This is a genomic window from Calidithermus roseus, assembly GCF_003574095.1.
Lineage (GTDB): Bacteria > Deinococcota > Deinococci > Deinococcales > Thermaceae > Calidithermus > Calidithermus roseus.
In genome coordinates this window covers 37,980-58,738 of the sequence record NZ_QWLA01000012.1, presented here as the reverse complement: position 1 = coordinate 58,738, position 20,759 = coordinate 37,980, and the positions used below count along the sequence as shown (strand labels likewise).

Here is a 20,759-nt window from a genome sequence, read left to right as displayed (position 1 = left end):
GCGGCGGTGGGGGCAGTGCTGGGAGGCGGCCTGATCTTTTTGCTGCGGGCCGTGCGCCCCGAAGCCCTGATCCAGACCAACTTCGCCGACCCCGATGCGCTCGACCGCTTCCTGCAAAGCTTCCGCAACCCCACCGCCCCCTTTTTGCCCTCTAGCCTCGCCTCCGATGCCCTCGACGGGCTGATGAAAGGCCGCTTCACCTTGGAGTTCTTCGGGCTGGTGGGGTTATCGCTGCTGCTGCTGGCGCTGGCCGGGCTGGTGGCGGGCTATGCCTATCAGATCGGCTGGGTGCGGGCTCTGGAGGGCACCGTGCAGGAGCGGGGCCTGAGGGGGCCGGGCTTTTGGGACCGGTTCGGGGCAAGTGGCCGGGCGAGGGCCCTGTGGGTGCGTGATTTGCGGCTGTTCTTCCGCGATGCCAACCAGGCCGCCCAGCTCGTACTGGTGGGGGTGCTGGTGCTGCTGTACACCACCAGCTTGCAGTTCATTCCCCTTGAGGGCGAGCGCTTCCGCGTGGTGGTGGGCTTTTTGCACCTGGCTTTCCAGGGCTTCGTGATCGCCGGGGTGGGCGTGCGGCTGGCCTATCCCCTGTACTCGCTCGAGGGGCCTGGCTTCTGGCTGATTCAGACGGCCCCGGTCAGCCGCCTGACCCTGCTGCTGACCCGCTTCGGGCTGGCCCTGGCCTTCCTGCTTCCGCTGGCGCTGCTGCTTGGCCTGCTCTCTCCCCAGGTGATCGGGCTGGGAGCCAACCTGACCCAGATCTCGGTGGCTATCGCGGTGGCTTCGGCCATCGCTTCGGCGGGGCTGGGCGTTGGGCTGGGTTCGGCCTTTCCTCGTTTCGACGCCTCCAACCCCGCCGAGGTGCCGCTGGGCCTGGGCGGCCTGCTGTACATGGGCCTCTCGCTTTTGCACTCGGCCTTCCTGGTGGTGCTGGCGGCCCGTCCGGTTTACCTGTCCTTCGGCAGCCGGGGAAGTTACCTCGCAGGCCCCGAGGGGCCATTGTGGCTGCTGCTTCTGGCCGTCGTAACCCTTCTGCCCGCCCTCGTGGCCCTGGCCTTCGGCTACAGGCGCATGGGGAATCCGGCTTGAAGTCGCACATCCGCCTCACGCCGGGCTTTTATACTGCTGCCATGATCGGTTTCCACCGGGTGACCCTCGAGTACGCCCGCACCCAGACCAAGGCACTCTACGACATCAACTTCGAGATCAAAAAGGGGGAGTTCTGCTTCTTGGTCGGCCACTCGGGGGCGGGGAAGTCCAGCCTGCTGTCGCTCTTGTTGAAGCGGCTCGAGCCCACCAGCGGGGCCATCTACTTCGGCGGGGAAAACCTCAGGGCCCTGCGCGGCGACCGCATCGCCCTGCACCGGCGCAAAATCGGGGTGGTCTTCCAGGACCACCGCCTCTTGAAGGATCAGACTGTCGAGGACAACCTGCTGTTTGCCTTACGGGTGCTGGGGGTGCCCAAAGCTGAGTGGGAAAACCGCGTCACCCGCGTGCTGCGGCTGGTAGGGTTGGTTCATAAAAAACGCTCTTTCCCCGAAGAACTCTCGGTAGGAGAGTCCCAGCGCGTCGCCATCGCCCGTGCCATCATCGGCGACCCCCCGGTGGTGCTGGCGGATGAGCCCACCGGCAACCTCGACCTGACCAACGCCATCACGGTGCTGGAAATCCTCAAGTCGATTCACGCTCGCGGGGCCACGGTCATAGTGGCGACCCACTCGCGCGAGCTGGTAGAAGCCTATCCCCAGCGGGTGCTGGTGCTCAAGGCCGGACAACTCGTGCGCGACGACCGTTCGGGTAAGTACAGCCTGAGCTGAGTTCGTATGCCGAACGCCCACGGCCACGGTCGAATAGCGTTTTGCGTTCGATCTACCCAACTTTTACCCTACACCCTTGCCTGGAGCGGATCAAGGTCGGAAGGCTCTACCGCCTGAACAGACTCAGCGGTAGGATAAAGCACCTAAAGGTCGAAGGCACCCAGTGCAGCCCGCGTGTAAGGGCGGCAGAATCCCCTTCCACCCAGGGCACCTTTAGGGAAAAGGGTTCTGGGATGAGTCTCGAGTCCTCATCCCGACTTCCAAGGAGGGCCAGATGAATATTTACAAACTGGTAGGCCGCAACATCGAGATCACCGATGCCCTCAAGAATTATCTGGACAAAAAGCTCGAGCGCCTCGACCGCTACATGAACGGCATCGTCGATGCTAAGGTGGTTCTCTCGATGGCGAGTGCTCCTCGTGTGGAGAATCGCGCCAAGTGCGAGATCCAGATCAATGTCCCCAGGGGCATCGTGCGGGTAGAAGAGTCTGACCCCGATATGTATGCGGCCATCGACAAGAGCGTAGACCGGCTGGAGACCCAGCTCAAGCGCTACAAGGAACGCCACTTCAACGGCCACCACGCTGCTGCCCGGCGGCAGGCCGCCCTCAACGCCGCCCCTCCTGCGGCACTGTTCGAGCCTGAAGAAGAAAGCGCCCCCCAGATCGTGCGGATCAAGCGCTTTGCCGTCAAGCCCATGACCCCCGAGGATGCCGCCATCCAGATGGAGGCCCTGGGCCACGATTTCTTCGTCTTCCGCAACGCCGAGACCGAAGGCTTTGCCGTGATCTACCGCCGCCGTGACGGGAACTATGGCCTGATCGAACCCTCTTGAACTCGAGCCAAAATTCTGGTGCGGTCAACTGGCCGCACCATTTTTGTTATGAAGCCGTCGTACGCCAAACGCCAAACGCCGAAGATTACCAGCCCTCGAGCCTCGACGCGCCCTGCCCTCGGCAATCTCAGTAATACCGCGAGGGGTCAACCTGCACACCGTCGTCATTGGCTACGGCGAACCACAGGGTATCGGCGGGGATGAGGGCGGCGCCCCCTGTATAGCCGATGCGCTGGCCCTTGCTCACCTGCTGCCCTTTTTGCACCAGCGGGGATTGCAGGCCAATGTAGAAACTCGTTACGTTGCCGTGGGCGATGATGATCCACCAACCCGTGTTGCTGACGGGATACTCGTCCAGCACGACCCCGCTGGCCGCCGCGACCACCGGGCTGAAGTCGCCGGGCCCCTGGATCACCTGATAGGTGCCCTGCAGGCCAAAGGGCGCGACGATCCTCCCGCCGGGAACCGGGAATTGCAGGGTGCCCACGACGACGTTGGGGATGATGGCGAGCGGCTCGAGGCCGGAGTTGTTCTGCTGGGCGGCGAGTTGCTGCTGGCGGCGGCGTTCGGCGGCTTCGCGCTCTCGCTGCCGGCGGGCTTCCTCTTCGCGCCTGCGGCGTTCTTCGGCCAGGCGGCGCTGTTCTTTGGTGATGGCGGCCACCACGCTGTTGAGCTGGTTCTGGAGCTCGTTGCGAGCGATGAGCGACTCGCGCAGCAGCACCTTGCGCCCTTCAGCCTGCTGCCGCAACGCCGCCAGGGTGGCCTGGAGCTGGCTGCGGCTGGCGGTGAGCTGGTTGATCTTGTTCTGGCGATCGGCCTGTTTGGCGTTGAGGTCGCGCACCAGCAAGATCAGGCGCTCTCTTTGGCTCGCTAGCTGCTCGAGCAGGAAGTTGATGCGCTGGATGAGGTTGGTCTGCTGGTTGCCGAGGTAGCCCACCCACCTCGCCCGTACCGAGAGGTCGGTGAAGCTCTGGGCCCGTAGCAGCGGCAGGTAGCGCCCGGCCTGCTCGCGGTAAAGGCTGTTGATCAGGGCGGCGAGACGTTTCTTGAGGTCGGCGAGCTGGGCCTCGTTCTGGGCGATCTCGGCTTCGGTTTCCCTGACCTGCTGCTGCAGGAGGTTGATCTGCCGCCCCAGATCGGCCCTTTCCTTTTCCAACTGCTGGATCTGCCCCTCCAGGGACCTCAGGTCCCTCAGGCGCTGGGCGGTGAGGGCGTCGAGGTTGGCCAGCTCGCGGTTTAGCTTTTCGATGCGCTGTTGGTTGGCTTTTTGCTGCTGGAGGGTTTGCTGGCGCTGGCGCTCGAGTTCGCTGAGGCTCTGCGAGAACACGCTGGCAAAGAAAAGGGCGCACAGCACGAGGAGGGACAGACCCCAGATTCCCCCTCGGACGCCGCTGCGCTTCATAAGTCGCTCTCCTTGAGGTTAGCACGGCTCGACAAATAGGCCCCACCCACCCCCAGGACCACCGCCAGCAGCACCAGCGCCCCCGCGGCCAGCAGCAGGTCGTTGGTGCCCAGCACCGGCAAGAAGGGGAGCAGTTGTTGCAGGGCCGCAGCCAGGAACCTATAGGCCAGCAGGCCCAGCCCCAGCGCTGCCAGCGAGGCCAGCAGAGTCAGGAACAGGCCCTCCACCACGAAAGGCCCCTGGATGAAGCGCCGGGTGGCCCCCACGAGCTGCATCACCCGCAGTTCCTCGCGGCGGTTTTCGATGGAAAGCCGGATGGTGCCCATCACGCTGAAAAGGGTGTCCAGCAGCAGCAGGCCGATCAAAAGCAGGGCCGCCAGGCGCACCCCGCCCAGCACCTTCAGCAACTGCTCGGTGATCTCACCGCCATAGGTCGTGCTCTCGATGCCCTCCAGGCGCTCGATCTTGCGCGCGGCAGCGCGCACTTGGTTGGGGTTTTTGAGCACCACCCGCAGGGTGTTGGGCAGAGGGTTTTCGATGAGCTCGCGGGCCTGGGAGAGGTAGGGGTAGGAGAGCTGGAGTTGGGCCAGGGCCTCTTCCTTGCTCACGACCCTCACCTCGAGCACCTCGTCGAAAGCGGCGACCTGCTCGCGCAGGGCGCTGACGTCGCTGCCGGGTTTGAGAAAGGCCGCGATCTCGACCTCGCGCTCGAGCGAACTGACCACCTTGCCCAGGTTCCATAACACCAGGCCCAGCAAAAACAGCAGGGTAAACGAGACCAGCGAGGTGGTGAAGGTGGCGAGGGTGCTGGTGAGGTGATGGCGCAGGGCACACAGCGCCTGAGAGATGGCGTACACGCCCTTTAGTCTAAGGGTCAATAAGCCAGAAGCGTGAGCCTGGGCGGCCTTAGATGAAAAGAAACCTCAAGCCAGGCCCGCCACGGCCTCGATCAGCTCCCGTGGGCTCTCGCAAAGCAGGCTGGCTCCATGAAGGGTGAGTTCCTCGCGACTGCCATAGCCCCACAAGGCCCCGACGCAGGCCATCCCGTTGGCCTTAGCCCCGATCACGTCGAACTCCCGGTCCCCGACCATCACCGCCTGTTGGGGGCTGAGGCCATAGTCACGCAGGATGCGCCCGATCAGGTGGGCCTTGGGCTCGGAGAGCTGGGGCGGCGTGACGCCGTAGATGGCTTTGAAGTAGGGGGTGAGGCCGAAGCGCTCCAGCATCTCCTCGGCGAAGACCTGCCGCTTGGAGGTCGCCACGATGAGGGTGTGGCGGCAGGCCAGTTCGCGCAAGGCAGCTTCGATCCCCTTGAACACCGTGGCCTTGAACTTACCCTCGAGGTCGTAGCAGCGCCGGTACGTTTCTACGGCTTCCTCGACGTGGGCCGCCCCCACCAGCTCACGCCAGGCCTGCTCGAGGGGCGGGCCGATGAAGCGGCGTAGCTCGGCGTCGGTCTGACCGGGCAGGCCAAAGTGTTCGAGGGTGTGGCGAAGGCAGGCCAGGATGCCGGGCTCGGTGTCGAGCAGGGTACCGTCGAGGTCGAAGAGTATGGCAGCGAGCCGCATTCAAACCACCTTGCCCGGATTGAGGATGTTCTGCGGGTCGAAAAGCCGCTTGAGCTGCCGCATCCACTCCAGCGCCGCCCCGTGCTCGTGGGCCAGGTACTTCTTCTTGCGCAGGCCCACTCCGTGCTCACCCGTGCAGGTGCCGCCGAGCTCGAGCGCTTTCTCCACCAGCCGCGCCGAGAAGGCCTCGGCTTTGGGGTAGTCCTGCTCGCCCGTGGCGACGAGGGTGTGGAAGTTGCCGTCGCCCACGTGGCCCACGATGCTGCCACCCAGACCCATTTCCCGCAGCAGCCTTTGCGAGTGCCGCACGAGTTCGGGCATGCGGGAGAGGGGGACGGCGGTGTCGGTGATCATGAACTTGTGGCCGGGGTACTGAGCCACCAAGGCCCAGTAGAGCTGGTGGCGGGCTTCCCACTGCGCGTTGCGCTCCTCGGGGGTCCGTGCGGCGTCCACGGCGACGGCTCCGGCTTCACGCATGAGCTCGAGGGCCATCTGCGACTCGGCCTCGAGGGCTTCGCGGGTCGAGGAGTGGAACTCCACGAAGAGGGCGGGCTTTTCCGGGTAGCTTCGCTGAAGGTAGCGGTTGATGGCGCTGAGGCTCAGTTCGTCGAGCAACTCAAGCCGCGCCAGCGGCAGCCCCGAGCCCATGAGGGCATAGGCGGCGTCGGCGGCGGCCTCGAGGCTATGGAAAAAGACCCGCAGGGTGTGGACGTGGCTGGGCAGCGGGTGCAGCCGCAGGGTGAGCCGGGTGATCACGCCCAGGGTGCCCTCGGAGCCGATGAAGAGATCCTTGAGGTCGTAGCCTGCGCTGGTCTTGCGCACGGCCCGCCCCAGCTCCAGCACCTCCCCGTCTGCCAGCACCACCTGTAAGGCCAGCACGTTGTGGTGCATCCCGCCATAGCGCACCGTGGTCGTGCCGGAGGCGTTGGTGGAGGCCATGCCGCCCAGCGAAGCGTTGGCGCCGGGGTCCACGGGGAAGAACAGCCCCGTGCCCTTGAGCGCGGCGTTGAGCTGCTCGCGGGTCACGCCGGGCTCGACTATCGCCAGGAAATCCTCGGGACGAACCTCCAGCACCCGGTTCATACGGGAGAGGTCGAGGCTGATGGCCGGCCCTTGCGGCAGGACGTGGCCCTCGAGGCTGGTCCCCGTGCCGAAGGGGATCACCGCCAAGCCGCTTTCCCGCGCCCAGTCCAGCGTCCGCACCACGTCCTCCAGGCTCTGGGCGTAGACCACTGCCTGGGGCAGCGAACGGATGGGGTAGGCCTCGTCCTTGCCGTGGGTCTCGAGGTCGGTGGGTGCGGTGCTGACCTTGTCCGCCAATGCGGCTTTGAGGCTATCGAGCATGGCTCGAGTTTACCTGCTTGGGGCGCGGGGGAGGGAAGCGGGAAGCCGTCAGCTATCGACCATCGACATTCCCCTCGCCTTCCACGCCTCGAGCAACTCCGCTTCGCGTTCGCGGCTGATCCCGACGACCCTGACCTCGGGGAGGTTCTTCAGCCAGGTCAGTGTGTCCTGTACGGTCTCGAGCAGGCTTCGGTACTTCAGGCCGGCTTGCTGGCTGCGCCCGGTGGGGGTGTGGGAGAGGCCGTCGCCTGGGATCCAGGCGGGGAGGTCGACCCAGGGGCGCACGCCTTGTTGCTGCAAAAACCCAGCGTCCACCCACACAGGCTCGAAGGCGTTGCCGGTGGCCTGGGCCAGGGCCGATCGCAACTCGGCGAGGGTGAAGTGGGGGCGGGCTCCGTTGTAGGTGCCGGGGGTGTCCTGCTCGAGGAGGTGCACGACGAAGGCGGCGAGGTCACGGGCGTCGATGAGCTGCATGGCGTCTTCGGGCGGGGCCGGAAAGAGCATCTCCCCGCCCTGCGCGGCCCGCCAGGGCCAGTAGGAGAAGCGCCCGGTGTGGTCGTGGGGGCCCACCACCAGGTGCGGGCGCACGATGGTGGCCTGCTCGCCGTAGGCCTGCCGCACGATGTCCTCGCAGATGGCCTTGAGCCCGCCGTAGACCTCGGGGGTCATCTCCTGGGTTTCGGGGTTTTCCACCTGCCGCACGGGGCCGTCCTCATCGGTGCGGTTGGGGTCGGCGTAGACTGAGACCGTCGAGATGAACAAGTAGCGGCCCACCCGGCCTCTCAGCAGCGAGGTGCTCTGCCGCAACTCGCGGGGAAAGTAGCCGTTTACGTCCACCACCGCGTCCCAGGTGCCCTGCTCGAGCGCCCCCAAATCCCCGGCCCGCCGGTCCCCGATAAGCTTGCGCACCTGGGGGAAAAGCTGAGGGTTGGTCTTGCCCCGGCTGAAGCTGCTCACCGTGTGGCCGCGCTCCAGGGCCGCTTCGACGATGTGGCGCCCGACGAACTGCCCACCGCCCAGCACGAGAAGGTTCATGGCTTCGATTGTGAAGGCCCGTTTTCCAGTGAGACGTTTCTGAGCCGAAGATCGGGTCCTTTGGTGACGAATTGCCCATCCTCCGAGTGTTCCTTCGGCTACGCTGGGTCGAGTGATGGGCAGCTTCTGCCCGCTTGTGTTGGTTCGTCGGTGGGGAACACGCCTGGAACGTGTGATCCTGCCGTGCTTTAGGGTCTTCTACCATGAAATGCGACGCCTCCACCACCTTCCCTCCTCACCCACAAGAGGCCCTCTCCGATCTGCTCGGCCAGGCCCGGCACTACCTGCTCCACGACGAGCCGGGGCGGGCTTTGCGCTACGCCCAGCAAGCCGAACACCTCGCCCGCCGCACTGACAACCCTCCTCAGTGGGCGAAGGCGCAACTGCTGTGGGGAATTGGTTGCTTGCAACTCGAGCGCCCTGATGTGGCAATCCTGGTCCTGACAGGTGCTTTGGGGACTTACCGCCTTCTGGGCGATCGCGAGGGGGAATGGCACACCCTGCGGCTGATCGCCCGTGGCTGGGAAGCCATGAAGGACCTCGAGCAAGCTGGGCAAACCCGACAGGCCGCCGACGCTCTGGATGTGTTTCCCACCGACGGGTGGCTGGAGGACTTAGTCGATTTGGTCGCGCTATAAGCAATCTTTTTACCGTGCCATGGCTACTGAGCGGGATCGAGGCAAATCGCGCGGATGAAGGGCGTGATGGGTTGGCCTGGGTCATTGACACTCTAGGAGGTGAATTGTCAGGCACAATTTTCGGTTTGTGCCGTCCGGATCGGGTTATTTTCGCTTGACAGCTCGAGATAGCTGTTGCACGCTGAGGTATGGAGCGTCGAAAGACAGAAGTTTGGGAAGACGTCGAGGTTCATCTCGAGCTGGCGTTGGAGTTTGACCCCGAACGGCTCCAGAAGGAACACCCCGGCTTAGGCCTGGTGCTGGCCGAGTTGCTGGTTGGGCCGCCGCGGCGCTGGCGCGATGTGGCCGATCTCTGGCCCTATGCGGGTCTGAAGAGCCTCGAGGCTCACCTCGAGCGCCTGCGCTTCAACCCGCTCGAGACCCGCCGCCTGGGCCAGGTGCTCGACAAGCTCTTTACCGCCCTCGAGTTCGAGATCGTGGGGCAGAAGGTGATCTCGGTGCCCCTGCCACCCAACGTGGAGTTCCCCGAGGGGTGGCGGGCCAGGAGCGGGGTGTGGCTGTGCCATCTGCCGCTGGCTTCGTAAGCTTGCAACCCGCCACACCTACTTCGCCGGGTTGAGGATGCTCTCGATTTGCTCCAGGGCCTCCGGCGGCAGGTCCACTCCGGCGGCGCCGAGGCTTTCTTGGATCTGCTCGGGTTTGGTGGCTCCCGTGATGGCGCTGCTGACCCCTTTGTGGCGCAGCACCCAGGCCAGGGCGAGCTGGGTGCGGCTGAGCCCCAGGGAGTCGGCCACCTTCTTCAGGGCCTTGACCTTCTTGCGGTTTTCCTCGGTCAGGAAGCGGTTGGCGAACTGCGGGTAGCGCTCGAAGCGGCTGCCCTTGGGGATGCCCTTGTCGTAGCGCCCGGTGAGCATGCCCTGGGCCAAAGGGCTCCAGACTACCGCGCCCATATCGTAGCGCTCGAGTTCGGGCAGGATCTCTTTCTCGAAGCGGTCGTGGGCGAGCATGGAGTACTGCGGCTGTTCGACTATTGGCGGGTGCCAGCCCCCGGCCCTGGCGACCTGCACCGCCTCGACGATGCGGGCGGCGGGCCACTCGGAGGTGCCCCAGTACAGGATGAGGCCCCGGTCGATGAGGTTGCTCATGCTCGAGACGATCTCCTCCATGGGCGTCTCGGGGTCATAGCGATGGCAGAAGTACAGGTCCACGTAGTCGGTGCCCATGCGCCTCAGGCTGCGGTGGATGCTCTCGTGGATGTGCTTGCGCGAGAGGCCGCGGTCGTTGACGTCGTCGGACATGGGCCAGAAGAGCTTGGTGGAGAGCACCAGGGTGTGGCGAGGGAAGTCGGCGAGGGCCTTGCTCATCATCTCCTCGCCCTGTCCCTTGGCATAAGCGTCGGCGTTGTCGAAGAAGTTCACGCCCCCGTCATAGGCCAGCTTGACGATCTGCTTGATGCTTTTGAGGTCCTTGACCGCGTCGCCATAGGTGGTCCAGGCCCCCAGCGAGATCTCCGATACCTTGATGCCCCACTTTCCAAGTTTGCGATAGCGCATTGCCATAATCGGTACCCCCAGGCAATCTAACCCTGCCCTAGTTCAGCGAAATGTGAGGCTGAGCCGCTCGAGGCCGCCAATCGTCGCGCCTCAGAGCCTGGAAACATCGAGCACCAGGTCTTCGTCGAACTCGATCACGGCTGCCGGGGCCACGAAGCCGTTGGTCTTGTGGGTGCTGTCGCAGAAGGGCTTGTTGGCCGAGCCCCCGCAGCGGCACAGCGAAACCCTGGGTTTTTCAATGACCCTCTCCCCCTGCGCGTCGCGGAAAACGCAGCGTCCGCCGGTTTCGATGACGATGGGGCCGTTTTCCTTGAACTCGAGCTTCACTTTGCATCACCCCTGACCTGTCTTCAGTCTAGCGGTACTGGGCCCCTGCGAGCCAAGACCTGTGGCGGCTTGCGCATAGAAGCGCCGAGCTGTGAGCAAAAACCCTGTCGCGTGGGAGCAAGCCGCCGTTTCCTGAGCGCCATTTGACGCCGGGCAGAGCGCGTTTGACAATACGACCGATGTACACGACCCGCCTGGCCTACGTTCACCTCAAGGTGCGGCAACTCGAGGCCGCCGTGACCTTCTACACCCGCTTCCTCGACCTGCAACTGTGTGAGCGCTTCGACAAAACCTCGCTGCTGGTCTCTTCCGAAAGCGAGACCCACTTCGAACTCGCCCTGACCGAGGGCGAGCCCGCCGGGCCCGTCACGCTGGGCTTCGCCGTGGCTACGCCCGAGGACTTCGAAGCCGCCCGCAGGTTCGTGGAACTCGAGGGCGTGCGCCACGGGCTCGAGGACCGGGGCATCGCCTGGGTGCTGTGCCTGCAAGACCCCGACGGCAACACGGTCGAAGTGTTCCTTGATCGCCGGAAGTCGGGTGGAAGCGCCTTCTGGCGAGGGGAAACGGCTCAGCTTACCTAAAAAGCCTCAACGAAGAGCGGCTGGCCGATAGCCGCTCGCGTTTTGCGTCTTGCGTACGACGTACGACCTCTCAGCATCCCTTTCACTCCCCAGGCGTATACTTGTACTCAGTAAAAGGGGGTAAAATGCGCCGACTGCTGCGTTTTTTGGGTCGCCTGTTGCTGTTTTTCGTCGTCTTGGTGGTCCTCGCTGGAGGAGTAGGGTGGCTGTGGCTGCGGGGAGCCACCCTTCCTCAGCACAGCGGTCGCCTGGCCCTGCGGGGTTTGATGGCTCCGGTGGAGGTGCTGCGCGAACCCAGCGGGGTGGTGCACCTCAAGGCCCACAGCGAGGAGGACCTGTTCTTCGCGCTGGGGGTGGTGCACGCCCAGGACCGGCTGTGGCAGATGGAGTTCCAGCGCCGGGTGGGTGCGGGGCGATTATCGGAGGTGGTGGGTCCGGCCACCGTCAACCAGGACAAGTTCCTGCGCACCTGGGGCTTCTACCACGCTGCCGAGCAGGCTTATGACAGCCTTTCTCCCGAGGGCAAGGCGATCGTGAATGCCTACGTCGCCGGGATCAACGCCTATTTGGAGACCGATCCCCCCCTGCCCCTGGAGTACCGCCTGCTGGGCTTCCGCCCTGAGCCCTGGAAACCTGCCGACGTGCTGGTGTGGGCCAAGATGATGGCCTACGACCTCTCGGCCAACTGGGAGGAAGAACTCGAGCGCTACCGGCTGCTGGCCAGAGGGATCAGGCCCGAGCGATTGGCCCAGCTCCTGCCCGCCTATCCGCAAAATGGCGTGACCATCCTCCAGGCTGCCGACCTGCCCCCTTTGCCCAAACCCCAGCCTGCGCCTGCCCCCGCACCCAGCCCCACTCCGAAACCCGACGCCGCGACGCGGACTCAGGCCGAGGCGCTGCTCGAGCTCGCCCGGAGCATTCCCCGCTTCATGGAAGCTTCCAACAACTGGGTGATCGCGGGTTCGCGCACCACCACCGGCAAGCCCCTGCTGGCCGACGACCCCCACCTGGGCCTGGGGGTGCCCTCTCTGTGGTACCTGGCCCACCTCGAGGCCCCCGGCTACAACGCCATCGGGGCCACCTTGCCGGGTCTTCCGGGCGTGGTGATCGGACACAACGACCGCATCGCCTGGGGCGTGACCAACGTGGGCGCCGACGTGCAGGACCTCTACGTGCTGGAGGACAACGCCTCGACCGGTTACCGCTACAAGGGGCGGCTCGAGCCCTACCGCATTCGCAACGAGGTGATCAAGGTCAAGGGCGAGCCCGATGTGGCGCTGAAGGTGCGCGAGAGCGTCTACGGCCCGGTGATCTCCGACGTGGTGAGCGACGTGCCGGGCAGCAAGCCCCTGGCCCTGCGCTGGACCGCGCTCGACGCCCAGGACCGGCTGCTCGAGGCCTTCGCGGGCATCAACCGGGCCAGGAACTGGACCGAGTTCACCGAGGCCCTCGCACGTTACTCCACCCCCAGCCAGAACTTCGTCTATGCCGATATAGACGGCAACATTGGCTATATCGCGCCGGGCAAATTCCCCATCCGCAAGGCCGGGCACAGCGGCCTCACCCCCGTTCCCGGCGATGGCAGCTTCGACTGGCAGGGGTACGTGCCCTTCGAGCGCTGGGCCAGGGTGCTCAACCCGAAGGAAGGCTTCATCGTCACGGCCAACAACCGGGTGCTGCCGCCGGGCTATCCCAACCAGATGTCGCTGGAGTGGGCCGAGCCACTGCGGGCCGAGCGCATCCGGCAGTTGATCCTGTCCAAGGAGAAGCTCAGCCCCGAGGACATGCAGGCCATGCAGCAGGACCAGTACTCGCTGCTCTACCGCGACTTCCGCCCGCTGCTGCAAGCTCTGAGCGCGCTCTCTGAGCGGGCCAAGACCTGGAGGGCACGCTTGCTGGCCTGGGACGGCAATATGCGCCCCGACTCGGTCGAGGCGACGGTCTTCCAGACCTGGTACACCGAGCTCACTCGCCTGCCCGCGAAGGAGGTGGGCCAGGAGTTCTGGGACGAGCCCCGCTACCTGTTGCAGGCCATGCAGTCGGGCGACCCCAACTGCGACCAGAAGGAGACCGAGGTGGTGGAGGGCTGCCTGGACTTCGCTGCCCTTGCTCTCGACACCGCCCTCGACCGCCTGGGCGACAATCCCCCGGCCTGGGGCAGCTTGCACCAGGCGGTCTTCGACCACCCCATCCTGACCAACAGCCCCCTGAAGCGCTTCTCCGACCGCAAGGTGCCTTTCGGCGGCGACCGCTACACCGTCAACGTGGGGCCTTACAACGCCAAAACCTTCGAGCAGACCCACGGCCCCAGCTACCGGCATATCGTGGACTTGGCTGACCTGAACAACTCCCGCTTCATCCACCCCATGGGCCAGTCGGGGAACCTGCTCTCGGCCCAGTTCGACGACCTCTTGCCCATGTGGCAGAAGGGGGCCTACCTGCCCATGCGCACCGAAGGCTACCCGGTGCGGGAGCGGCTGTCGCTCGAGCCCGGTCGCTGAATCCCTCATTTCCGCGGGGGCGAACCACCGGCCTGCCGTTGGGGAGGGCTGGTGTTCAGCCATCAGCTATTAAGTACCCCACGGGAAGCTTTCCATCGTAGGCGGTTTGTGAACCGAAGCGCTCCTTTGGTATGGCTAAACGCTTCCCGTGGGGGCCCCAGGATGGGGACAAATTAGTTGGAGGGCACTTAGCTATCGGCTATCGGCTATTGACACTCCAGCCCCTTTAGCCTAGTGTACTAGTTAGCTAGTGCACTACATAGGAGGTCAAATGGTTCAAGCAATTCCCAAAACTCAGCCCATCCTGAAGGCGCGGGGAGAAACCGTACTGCGGGTCGAGGGGCTGAGCAAGCGCTTCGGGGGCGTGCTGGCGGTAGAGGGGGTGGACCTCGAGGTCCGCCGCGGCGAGATCTTCGGCTTCCTGGGGCCCAACGGGGCGGGGAAGACCACCACCTTGGGCATGATCCTGGGGCTGGTTGAGCCGAGCGCGGGGAAGGTGGAGCTGCTGGGGGAGCCCGTCCGGCCGGGGCGCACGCACGCGCTGCGCAAGGTGGGGGCTCTGCTGGGGGCGCCCGCGATCTACCCGCACCTGAGCGCGCGGCAGCACCTCGAGCTGATCGCGGGGCTGCAAGGGGGTGTTTCACGGCAGCGCGTCGAGGAGGTGCTCGAGCAGGTGGGGATCGCCAGGGCCGCGCACCGGGCGGCGGGGTCGTACTCCACCGGGATGAAGCAGCGGCTGGGCGTCGCGATGGCGCTGCTGGCTGAGCCCGAGCTGCTGATCCTCGACGAGCCCTCTAACGGTATGGACCCATCGGGCATGAAGGAGATGCGCGAGCTGATGCGCTCGTTGGCCACGCAGGGCGTTACCATCATCTTCTCGAGCCACATCCTGCACGAGGTTGAGCAGGTCTGCGACCGCATCGCCGTGATCCACAAGGGCAAGCTGGTGGCCCAGGGGGCGGTGCGCGACCTGCTGGCGCGCGGCGACGGGGTGCGGGTCCGGGTGGAAAGCCCCGAGGAGGCGGCGCTGGCCCTCGGCGGGCTGGCCGAACGGGCGGAGGTGCAGGGGGAGTACCTGCTGGTGCGTGGCCTCGAGGCCCGGGCCGTGGTGACCCGGCTGGTTCAGGCCGGGCTGCCGCCCAGCGAGGTGGTGCCCATCGAGGGCGGCCTCGAGGAGCTGTTCCTCGAGCTCACGGGAGGTGGGCAGTGACGATGGGAATTCTCAAGGTGGAGGCCGACAAGGCGTTCCGGCGCAGGGGCGCTTGGCTACTGCTGGCCTTCGCAGCCGCGTTGGTGGGGCTCGTCGAGTACCTGATGCTGCGGGAGCAGGCTCCTGCCCGCCACTACGCCCTCACGCTGCTGCTGAGCAGGGAGGCCGCGCGGAGCCTGGGCATCTTCGCCGCCGCGATCCTGGGTGCTTGGACGGCGCAGGAGTATAGCTGGCGGACCCTGGCCCTGCTGTTCTCCCGGGGCACCCCGCGCGGAGCCTGGCTGCTGGCGCGCTGGCTGGCGATGCTGGGCTCGCTGGCGCTGGTGGTGGCGATGCCGTTCGGGGTGAGCCTGACGGTCCTCAGCTTCTACGCAGGGGGTTGGCCCGCGCAGTTGCAGACCGACGGGGCCCGCATAGCGGCGACCGTTTTGCAGACGGCGGTGGCGGAGCTGCCGTACCTGGGCCTAGCACTGTTGCTGGCGGTGGCGGGGCGCTCGGTGGCTGCGGTGCTGGGCGGCGTGCTGGGCTACGCGCTGGTGCTCGAGGCGGTGATCCTGTGGTTCTGGCCCGAGGTAGGCCGCTACCTGCCGGCGGCGCTTAGCGAGGCCTGGCTGGGTGGCGGGGCCGGGCTCGGCGCCGAACTCGCCGGGATCGTGGGCTACGCGCTGGCCTTCGTGGCGCTCTCCTGGGCCGTCCTGCGCCGCCAGGACCTGGGGGGTTAGCCGTGGGCTCCCCCCGGCTTTCGCAGTCCATCGGCACCGTGCCGGTCTTCCGGGCCGGCCCAGGAGGTGGGTAAGCGTGTGGCAACTCGACACTGAAGCCGGACCCATCTACGCACAGATCGTTCAAGGGGTGAAACGCATGCTGGCGAACGGAAAGCTCAAGCCCGGAGACAAGCTCCCATCGGCCCGGGACCTGGCGACCGAACTCAAGGTCAACCCGAACACCGTCATCCATGCCTTCAGCGAACTCGAGCGCGAGGGGTTGAGCGAAACCCGGCGCGGGCTGGGTACCTTTGTCAAGGAGGATGTCGAAGTGCAGCGGCTCAGGCATTCCCTGTTGGTCGAGGCCGCGCGGCGCTTCCTGGCCGAGGCGAGGGCCCTGGGCTTGAGCAAGGAGGAGGCCCAGCAGGCTTTGAAGGAGGTGGCGGATGAGTAACGGGCCTACGGCCTCTGACCTGCTGGCTAGGCTCGAGGCCGTCAGCAAGCGCTACGGCGGGAAGGAGGGGCTGCATGAGGTCAGCCTCGAGCTGCCCCAGGGACAGGCCATCGGGCTCTTGGGGCTCAACGGGGCGGGCAAGACCACCCTGCTGAAGCTGCTGGCCGGGCTGCTGGTGCCCAGCCAAGGCAGGGTGGAGGTGCTGGGTGGCAGGCCCAGGGCCATGCGGGCCCACGTGGCCTACCTCTCCGACGCCGAGACCTACCCCTGGCTCTCGCCCGCCGACGGCGAGCGGCTGATGCAGGGGCTCTACCCCGACTTCAACCGGGTGCGCTATAAGGAGTTGCTGGCCTTTCTCGAGGTGCCCGCCCGCCCCTCGCGTTCGATGTCGCGCGGCCAGAGGGCCCGGTTGCGGCTGGCTATGGTACTTGCCCGCGAAGCCCGGCTGTTTTTGCTCGACGAGCCGCTGGCGGGCATCGACCTGATCTCGCGCGACCGCATTCTCAAGACCCTGGTGCACCAGTGGCGCGAGGAAGCCACCTTGGTCCTCTCCACCCACGAAGTGGCCGAGGCCGAGGGCATCTTCGATCGGGCGGTCTTCCTCAAGGAAGGGCGGGTGGTGCTCGACGCGAGCGCCGAAGAACTGCGCGCGCGGGGCAGGAGCGTGCGCGAGACCTTCGTGGAGGTGTTGGCATGAGCGCCCTGCCGACTTTGCTGTGGCTGGAGTTTCGCAAGTCCCAGTCCTTCGTGGCCGTACTGGCGGGCATCCTGCTCCTTACCGCGGTGGGCCTGGCCCGGCTGGGGGCCAATCCTTTGAACCAACCGGAAGAAGAAGCCATCGCCCTGTTCTCGGTCGCCGCGACCGTCGGGAGCACCTTGCTGGTGGTGGCGCTGTTCCTCAGCGCCCGGCAGGACGGTACGGGTTTGCTGCCCAGCGTGCCCGGCGGCCTGGTGCACCAGCTGGCTCGCTTCGTGTACTGGGGCGTGCTGGGGACGCTGTTTGCCCTGGTGCTGACGGGGTTGCTGTGGGCTTACTTCGACCGGGTGGTGCCGGGGATGCCTGGGCTGAGCAGCACGATGACGCTGCTGTTCTACGGGCTGGGTCTGTTCTGGCTGCCGGGCGTGGCTTATTTGCTGCTTGCCTTCAGCTACGTGCAGAGCTACCAGCTCTCGAGGCTGGGCTGGCTGGCGGGGCTGGTGGCCTTCCTGGGCTTCTTCTCACTGGCTGGCGCGCTGGTGCAGGTGGGCTCGAAGGTCGCCTACGCGGCGCTGCCCCCGCTGACGCTCTCCTTGCAGAGCCTGAACAACCGGCTCGACGACATCCGGTTGCCGCTCGAGCCGCTGCTGCTGAGCCTGCTGCTGGCTGTGGGTTTGTTGCTGCTGGCCGGGCGGGTGTGGGACGAGGTGGAAGCATGAATTTCACCTTCTTGAACTTGGTGGGATACACCCTGCTGGCGGTGGTGGCTTTTTTGCTGTGGCGTGGCAGTGCCAGCCTGAGCGCACGGCTGGTGAGCCTGGGGCTACTGGGACTGATCCTATGGGGCCTGCTCAGCGGCGACGGCACCGCGGAGGACAGCCGGTTCCGGGGCTACCAGGAGGATGCCTTTGAGCTCAGCTCAAGGGCCGACTGCGTGGGTTGCTCGACGGGCAAGCGCGATGGGGTCTGGTTCGTGCGGGGGACGGTGCTCGATGGGGTGATGGTGCTCAAAGCCAAGCGGGCCGTGGCCTACAAGATCGTCTGGGCCGGCGGCGGCGGGGTGTACGTGGACGGCAGGCTGCGGTCTGGGAACTGCTTTAGCCAGCAGCTAGGGCCCCAGGGTATCGCCGACCTCCGCCTTGACGGCGCCCTCCAGGCCCGGTTGGAGGTGGGGCCGGGCCTCGGTTGCGGCTGAGCGAAGGCATGACTTTAGTCAGTAGGCTAGGCCACGACAGTTTCCTATACTCGCCGCTGGAGGTGGAACATGCTCGAGGTATTGATTCAACCCACCCGCTTCTTTGAAGCTTTGCGCGAGCGCAAACCCAACCTGCTGCCTCCGCTGCTGGTGGTGGTAGGGGCCCTGGTGCTGACGGCGGTGGCGGGACAGATTTCCCTCCGATTGCTGCCGGCCCTGTTTCCCGGCGGGGCCATGCTACAACTGATCTTTTCCCTCGTCGGGGCGTTGTTCTTCGGGCTGGTCGTGTGGGCCATCGGCGGGGGGCTGATCCGCCTGCTGGCCGGGGAGGGCTCGAGGGCCTGGGAGCTATATGGCTGGGCTTCGGTTCCCGCGCTGGTGCTGGCTCTGGTGTTGCTTCCCCTGGCCGCGCTCTTTCCGGTGACGGGCGACCTGACCCCCCCTCCCCCCCTGACCGACGCCGAAGCCCTGCGGCGCTGGCAGAGGGAGTACCAGGACCTCGTGGCCTCGGCCCCCGGCACCCGGATTCAGCAGGTCTTGAGCGCGCTGGCTACCTTGTGGAGCTTGTGGATCATCTACAGCGGGCTGCGGGTGCTGGCTCCGGCACGGGCCGTGCTCGCTAGCGTGGCCGTGGCGGTGCTCACGCTAGGCCTGCTGCTGTGGAGCTTGTTGCAGGGAAGGATTCTTGGATGAAGCGATTGTGGTGTTTTGGCCTAGTCCTGCTTAGTCTGCCGGTGCTGGCTTTCGGGCCGCAGGAGGCCCTGGCCTACCAGAGCCCTGAGCTGGCTCCGGCCCGCAAGGCGCTCGAGGCCGCCCGTCTGCAGGCCGGGAGCACTGCGCTGGGGCTGGGAGCCAACTTGGGCTACGAGCGGGCTAACGAGAACAACAGCTACAAGGTGGGGCTGGGCTGGCAGTGGAACTTCACCGCCCGCCTCGAGGCCGAACAGGCCGTAGCCCGTGCTCGGCGCGAGGTGCGCCGGGTGGAACGCGAGGGGCAGAAGAACGCCCTGCTGGCCCACGCCGCCGCCTGGCAGGCCCAGTCGCGGCTGCTGGCGGCGGAGGGGCGGCTCGAGGCCGCCCGCGACCGGCTGGCCGAGGCCGAGCGCAAGGCCGCGCTGGGGGCCATCTCGCCCCTGCAACGCGAGGACGCGGCTTTGGCCTTCAAGCAGGCCGAGCTGAACTTGCGCCAGGCCCGCAACGCCCTGCGCTCGGCTCAGGCCGATGCCCTGCGCTACGGCCTGCGCGGGAACGCCGAGCCCCGCACGGTGCGCTTCGTCCTGCCCGCGGCCACCCCGGAGCAGACCGTGGCCTACCGCGAAGCGCTGGCTGCCCTCGAGCTCTCCAGGGCTCGGGTGGAGGAGGGGTGGCGCCGCCTGTGGCCCGAGGTCAGCCTGGGAGCCAGCTACAACGGCAAGGACGCGCTGTTCCAGAGTGGCTTGAGCTGGAGCGCCAGCGGCCCCGGAGCCAGCCTGGCGCTGGGCACGCCGCTGAGCGTGCTGCCCGGCACCCCCGAGGAGTGGAAGTTCACGCTGGGCCTCAAGCTCGATCTCCTGCCCCAGGCCTGGGCCGCGGTGGTGGCCGGAGAGGCCGACCTCGAGGGGGCCGCCCTGCGCTTAGAACGCACCCGCGAGGAGATGACCCTGCGGCTGGCCCAGGCCCGCGAGGAGGTGGCCCTTGCTCTGGAGGGCCTCGAGCTGGCTCAGGAGCGCCTGGCACTCGCCGAGCGCCTGGCCGCCAATGCCGAGGCCAAGCTCAAGGCGGGCATCGGCACCGCGCTCGAGCGACGGGAGGCCCAGGCCAGCCGCGCGGAAGCCGAAGCGGCGGTAGCCCAGGGCTGGCAGGGCTATATCCTGGCCGTTGCTGCTTATCTGGACCTGCTCGACGACGACTCGAGCAGCTGGACCATCCAACCTTAGAAACGGAGACGCCATGCACAGAAGCCTGATTTCGCTGCTCACCCTCATCTTCTTCAGCCTGGCCCAGGCGCAGTCCCTGGACGCTTTTCTCAAGGGGGCCTACCTCAAGGACTCCAGCTACCTCGAGGCCGGGCGCGCGCTCGAGGCCGCCCAGGACGAGCTGAGAAGGGTGCAGGGCGACCCCGAGGCCGCGCCCTTGAGCCTCACCCGTGCCCAAGAGGGCGTGGCGCTGGCCCAGGCCAAGCTGGTCCAGGCCCGCAAGGAAGCCGATGCCCGTGCCCTCGAGGCCTACACCGGGGTGCTTCTGGCCCAGACTGACTTCAACCTGGCCCGTGCCCGCAAGGAACTCTCGGCCCTTCAGCTCCAGGCTGCCGAACTGCGCTTCAAGGCCGGGGCCATCTCGGCGACCGAACTGGCGCGGGTGCGCGACCAGGACAACCAGGCCGCCAATGCCCTCAGCGCTGCCGAGCGCGCGCTCGAGCAGGCCCGATCTCGGCTGCGCCCTTACGGCGAGGTCGGGGTGCAGGCCCTGCCCGAGCCCGACCCGCTGGACCCAGGAAAGTTCAGCCTCGAGGGGCACGCCCGCCTGCTGGAAGCCCAGCAGCAAGTCCGGGAGGCCGAGCGGGCGCTGGTCCTGGCCTCCGGCCCCGATACCGCGCCGCTGGACAAGAGCGCCCGCGAGCGCGACCTCAGCCGGGCCCGTGCCGCGCTCAGCGACCTGCAGCGTACCCTCGCCGATGCCCTCGAGGCCGCCAGGAATCGCTACCGGAGCGCCGTAGAGAGCTATAGGCTGGCTCGCGAGACCCAGGCCCGCAGCGCCAGCGAGCTCGAGGCTGCCCGCAAGCGCTTCGCCGCCGGCTCCATCGCCCAGCTCGCCCTCAAGCAGAGCGAGATCACCAAAGCCGAGGCCGACCGGGGCGTGCTGGCCGCGCAGATTGAGCTGTGGCAGGCCATCTATGGCCTGAGGGTGGCGGGGAATGGATAG

The 20,759-nt window shown here is 66.5% G+C and carries 23 protein-coding genes; 16 read left to right on the top strand and 7 right to left on the bottom strand.

What is annotated here, in order from left to right:
• The 3 genes from Mrose_RS04900 to hpf all read left to right on the top strand — a co-directional run.
• Window positions 1–1,086: putative ABC transporter permease subunit (locus tag Mrose_RS04900; RefSeq protein WP_119276312.1), on the top strand; the 1,086-nt coding region annotated here is incomplete at its 5' end.
• Window positions 1,087–1,127: 41 nt separating this feature from the next.
• Window positions 1,128–1,814, top strand: coding sequence for a cell division ATP-binding protein FtsE (gene ftsE, locus Mrose_RS04895; RefSeq protein WP_119276308.1), 687 nt, complete (start codon window positions 1,128–1,130; stop codon window positions 1,812–1,814).
• A 274-nt stretch (window positions 1,815–2,088) separates the two neighbouring features.
• Window positions 2,089–2,649, top strand: a complete 561-nt coding sequence (hpf, locus tag Mrose_RS04890; protein WP_119276307.1) for a ribosome hibernation-promoting factor, HPF/YfiA family — start codon at window positions 2,089–2,091, stop codon at window positions 2,647–2,649.
• 127 nt (window positions 2,650–2,776) lie between these two features.
• Here the strand turns inward: hpf and Mrose_RS04885 are convergent, their stop codons facing one another.
• The 5 genes from Mrose_RS04885 to Mrose_RS04865 all read right to left on the bottom strand — a co-directional run bounded on the left by Mrose_RS04885 (window position 2,777) and on the right by Mrose_RS04865 (window position 7,998).
• Entirely contained in the window at window positions 2,777–4,051 is a 1,275-nt protein-coding gene (locus Mrose_RS04885) for a murein hydrolase activator EnvC family protein (protein ID WP_119276306.1), read from the bottom strand.
• Entirely contained in the window at window positions 4,048–4,908 is an 861-nt protein-coding gene (locus Mrose_RS04880; RefSeq protein WP_119276305.1) for a cell division protein FtsX, read from the bottom strand. The genes Mrose_RS04885 and Mrose_RS04880 overlap by 4 nt, the downstream gene beginning before the upstream one ends.
• A 66-nt stretch (window positions 4,909–4,974) precedes the next feature.
• A complete protein-coding gene (locus Mrose_RS04875) occupies window positions 4,975–5,619 on the bottom strand; it encodes an HAD hydrolase-like protein (protein WP_119276304.1) in 645 nt (214 codons plus the stop codon).
• A complete protein-coding gene (locus Mrose_RS04870; RefSeq protein WP_119276303.1) occupies window positions 5,620–6,963 on the bottom strand; it encodes an FAD-binding oxidoreductase in 1,344 nt (447 codons plus the stop codon).
• Between the two features lie 48 nt (window positions 6,964–7,011).
• Window positions 7,012–7,998 carry an NAD-dependent epimerase/dehydratase family protein gene (locus tag Mrose_RS04865; RefSeq protein ID WP_119276302.1) on the bottom strand — a complete coding sequence of 329 codons (987 nt, stop codon included), beginning with the start codon at window positions 7,996–7,998 and terminating at the stop codon, window positions 7,012–7,014.
• A 203-nt stretch (window positions 7,999–8,201) separates the two neighbouring features.
• On the opposite strand from Mrose_RS04865, the gene Mrose_RS04860 reads away from it, so the two are divergent.
• On the top strand, window positions 8,202–8,636 hold the full coding sequence (locus Mrose_RS04860) for a hypothetical protein (protein WP_119276301.1): 435 nt from the start codon (window positions 8,202–8,204) through the stop codon (window positions 8,634–8,636).
• Between the two features lie 188 nt (window positions 8,637–8,824).
• A complete protein-coding gene (locus Mrose_RS04855; RefSeq protein ID WP_119276300.1) occupies window positions 8,825–9,220 on the top strand; it encodes a hypothetical protein in 396 nt (131 codons plus the stop codon).
• Between the two features lie 18 nt (window positions 9,221–9,238).
• On the opposite strand, the gene Mrose_RS04850 is transcribed toward Mrose_RS04855, so the two are convergent.
• Both Mrose_RS04850 and Mrose_RS04845 read right to left on the bottom strand, forming a co-directional pair.
• A complete protein-coding gene (locus tag Mrose_RS04850; protein WP_182482675.1) occupies window positions 9,239–10,189 on the bottom strand; it encodes an aldo/keto reductase family protein in 951 nt (316 codons plus the stop codon).
• Between the two features lie 90 nt (window positions 10,190–10,279).
• The gene (locus Mrose_RS04845; RefSeq protein WP_119276298.1) at window positions 10,280–10,516 is read right to left on the bottom strand and encodes a CDGSH iron-sulfur domain-containing protein; all 237 of its coding nucleotides are present in this window, start codon (window positions 10,514–10,516) and stop codon (window positions 10,280–10,282) included.
• A gap of 179 nt (window positions 10,517–10,695) precedes the next feature.
• On the opposite strand from Mrose_RS04845, the gene Mrose_RS04840 reads away from it, so the two are divergent.
• The 11 genes from Mrose_RS04840 (at window position 10,696) to Mrose_RS04790 (ending at window position 20,759) form a co-directional block, all read left to right on the top strand.
• The gene (locus tag Mrose_RS04840; protein ID WP_119276297.1) at window positions 10,696–11,097 is read left to right on the top strand and encodes a VOC family protein; all 402 of its coding nucleotides are present in this window, start codon (window positions 10,696–10,698) and stop codon (window positions 11,095–11,097) included.
• Between the two features lie 125 nt (window positions 11,098–11,222).
• Window positions 11,223–13,598, top strand: a complete 2,376-nt coding sequence (locus Mrose_RS04835; RefSeq protein WP_119276296.1) for a penicillin acylase family protein — start codon at window positions 11,223–11,225, stop codon at window positions 13,596–13,598.
• A 271-nt stretch (window positions 13,599–13,869) separates the two neighbouring features.
• Window positions 13,870–14,808, top strand: a complete 939-nt coding sequence (locus tag Mrose_RS04830) for an ABC transporter ATP-binding protein (RefSeq protein ID WP_119276295.1) — start codon at window positions 13,870–13,872, stop codon at window positions 14,806–14,808.
• Window positions 14,805–15,530 (top strand): hypothetical protein, encoded by a 726-nt coding sequence (locus tag Mrose_RS04825; protein ID WP_147371572.1) that lies wholly within the window; start codon window positions 14,805–14,807, stop codon window positions 15,528–15,530. Before Mrose_RS04830 ends, Mrose_RS04825 begins: the two co-directional genes overlap by 4 nt.
• Before the next feature lie 76 nt (window positions 15,531–15,606).
• A complete protein-coding gene (locus Mrose_RS04820) occupies window positions 15,607–15,966 on the top strand; it encodes a GntR family transcriptional regulator (protein WP_119276293.1) in 360 nt (119 codons plus the stop codon).
• Entirely contained in the window at window positions 15,959–16,663 is a 705-nt protein-coding gene (locus tag Mrose_RS04815) for an ATP-binding cassette domain-containing protein (RefSeq protein ID WP_182482673.1), read from the top strand. The genes Mrose_RS04820 and Mrose_RS04815 overlap by 8 nt, the downstream gene beginning before the upstream one ends.
• Window positions 16,660–17,382, top strand: a complete 723-nt coding sequence (locus Mrose_RS04810) for a hypothetical protein (protein WP_119276292.1) — start codon at window positions 16,660–16,662, stop codon at window positions 17,380–17,382. Before Mrose_RS04815 ends, Mrose_RS04810 begins: the two co-directional genes overlap by 4 nt.
• The gene (locus Mrose_RS04805) at window positions 17,379–17,858 is read left to right on the top strand and encodes a hypothetical protein (RefSeq protein ID WP_119276291.1); all 480 of its coding nucleotides are present in this window, start codon (window positions 17,379–17,381) and stop codon (window positions 17,856–17,858) included. The genes Mrose_RS04810 and Mrose_RS04805 overlap by 4 nt, the downstream gene beginning before the upstream one ends.
• 69 nt (window positions 17,859–17,927) lie before the next feature.
• Window positions 17,928–18,551 carry a YIP1 family protein gene (locus Mrose_RS04800; protein ID WP_119276290.1) on the top strand — a complete coding sequence of 208 codons (624 nt, stop codon included), beginning with the start codon at window positions 17,928–17,930 and terminating at the stop codon, window positions 18,549–18,551.
• Entirely contained in the window at window positions 18,548–19,774 is a 1,227-nt protein-coding gene (locus Mrose_RS04795; protein WP_119276289.1) for a TolC family protein, read from the top strand. Before Mrose_RS04800 ends, Mrose_RS04795 begins: the two co-directional genes overlap by 4 nt.
• Window positions 19,775–19,787: 13 nt before the next feature.
• Window positions 19,788–20,759 carry a TolC family protein gene (locus Mrose_RS04790; protein ID WP_119276288.1) on the top strand — a complete coding sequence of 324 codons (972 nt, stop codon included), beginning with the start codon at window positions 19,788–19,790 and terminating at the stop codon, window positions 20,757–20,759.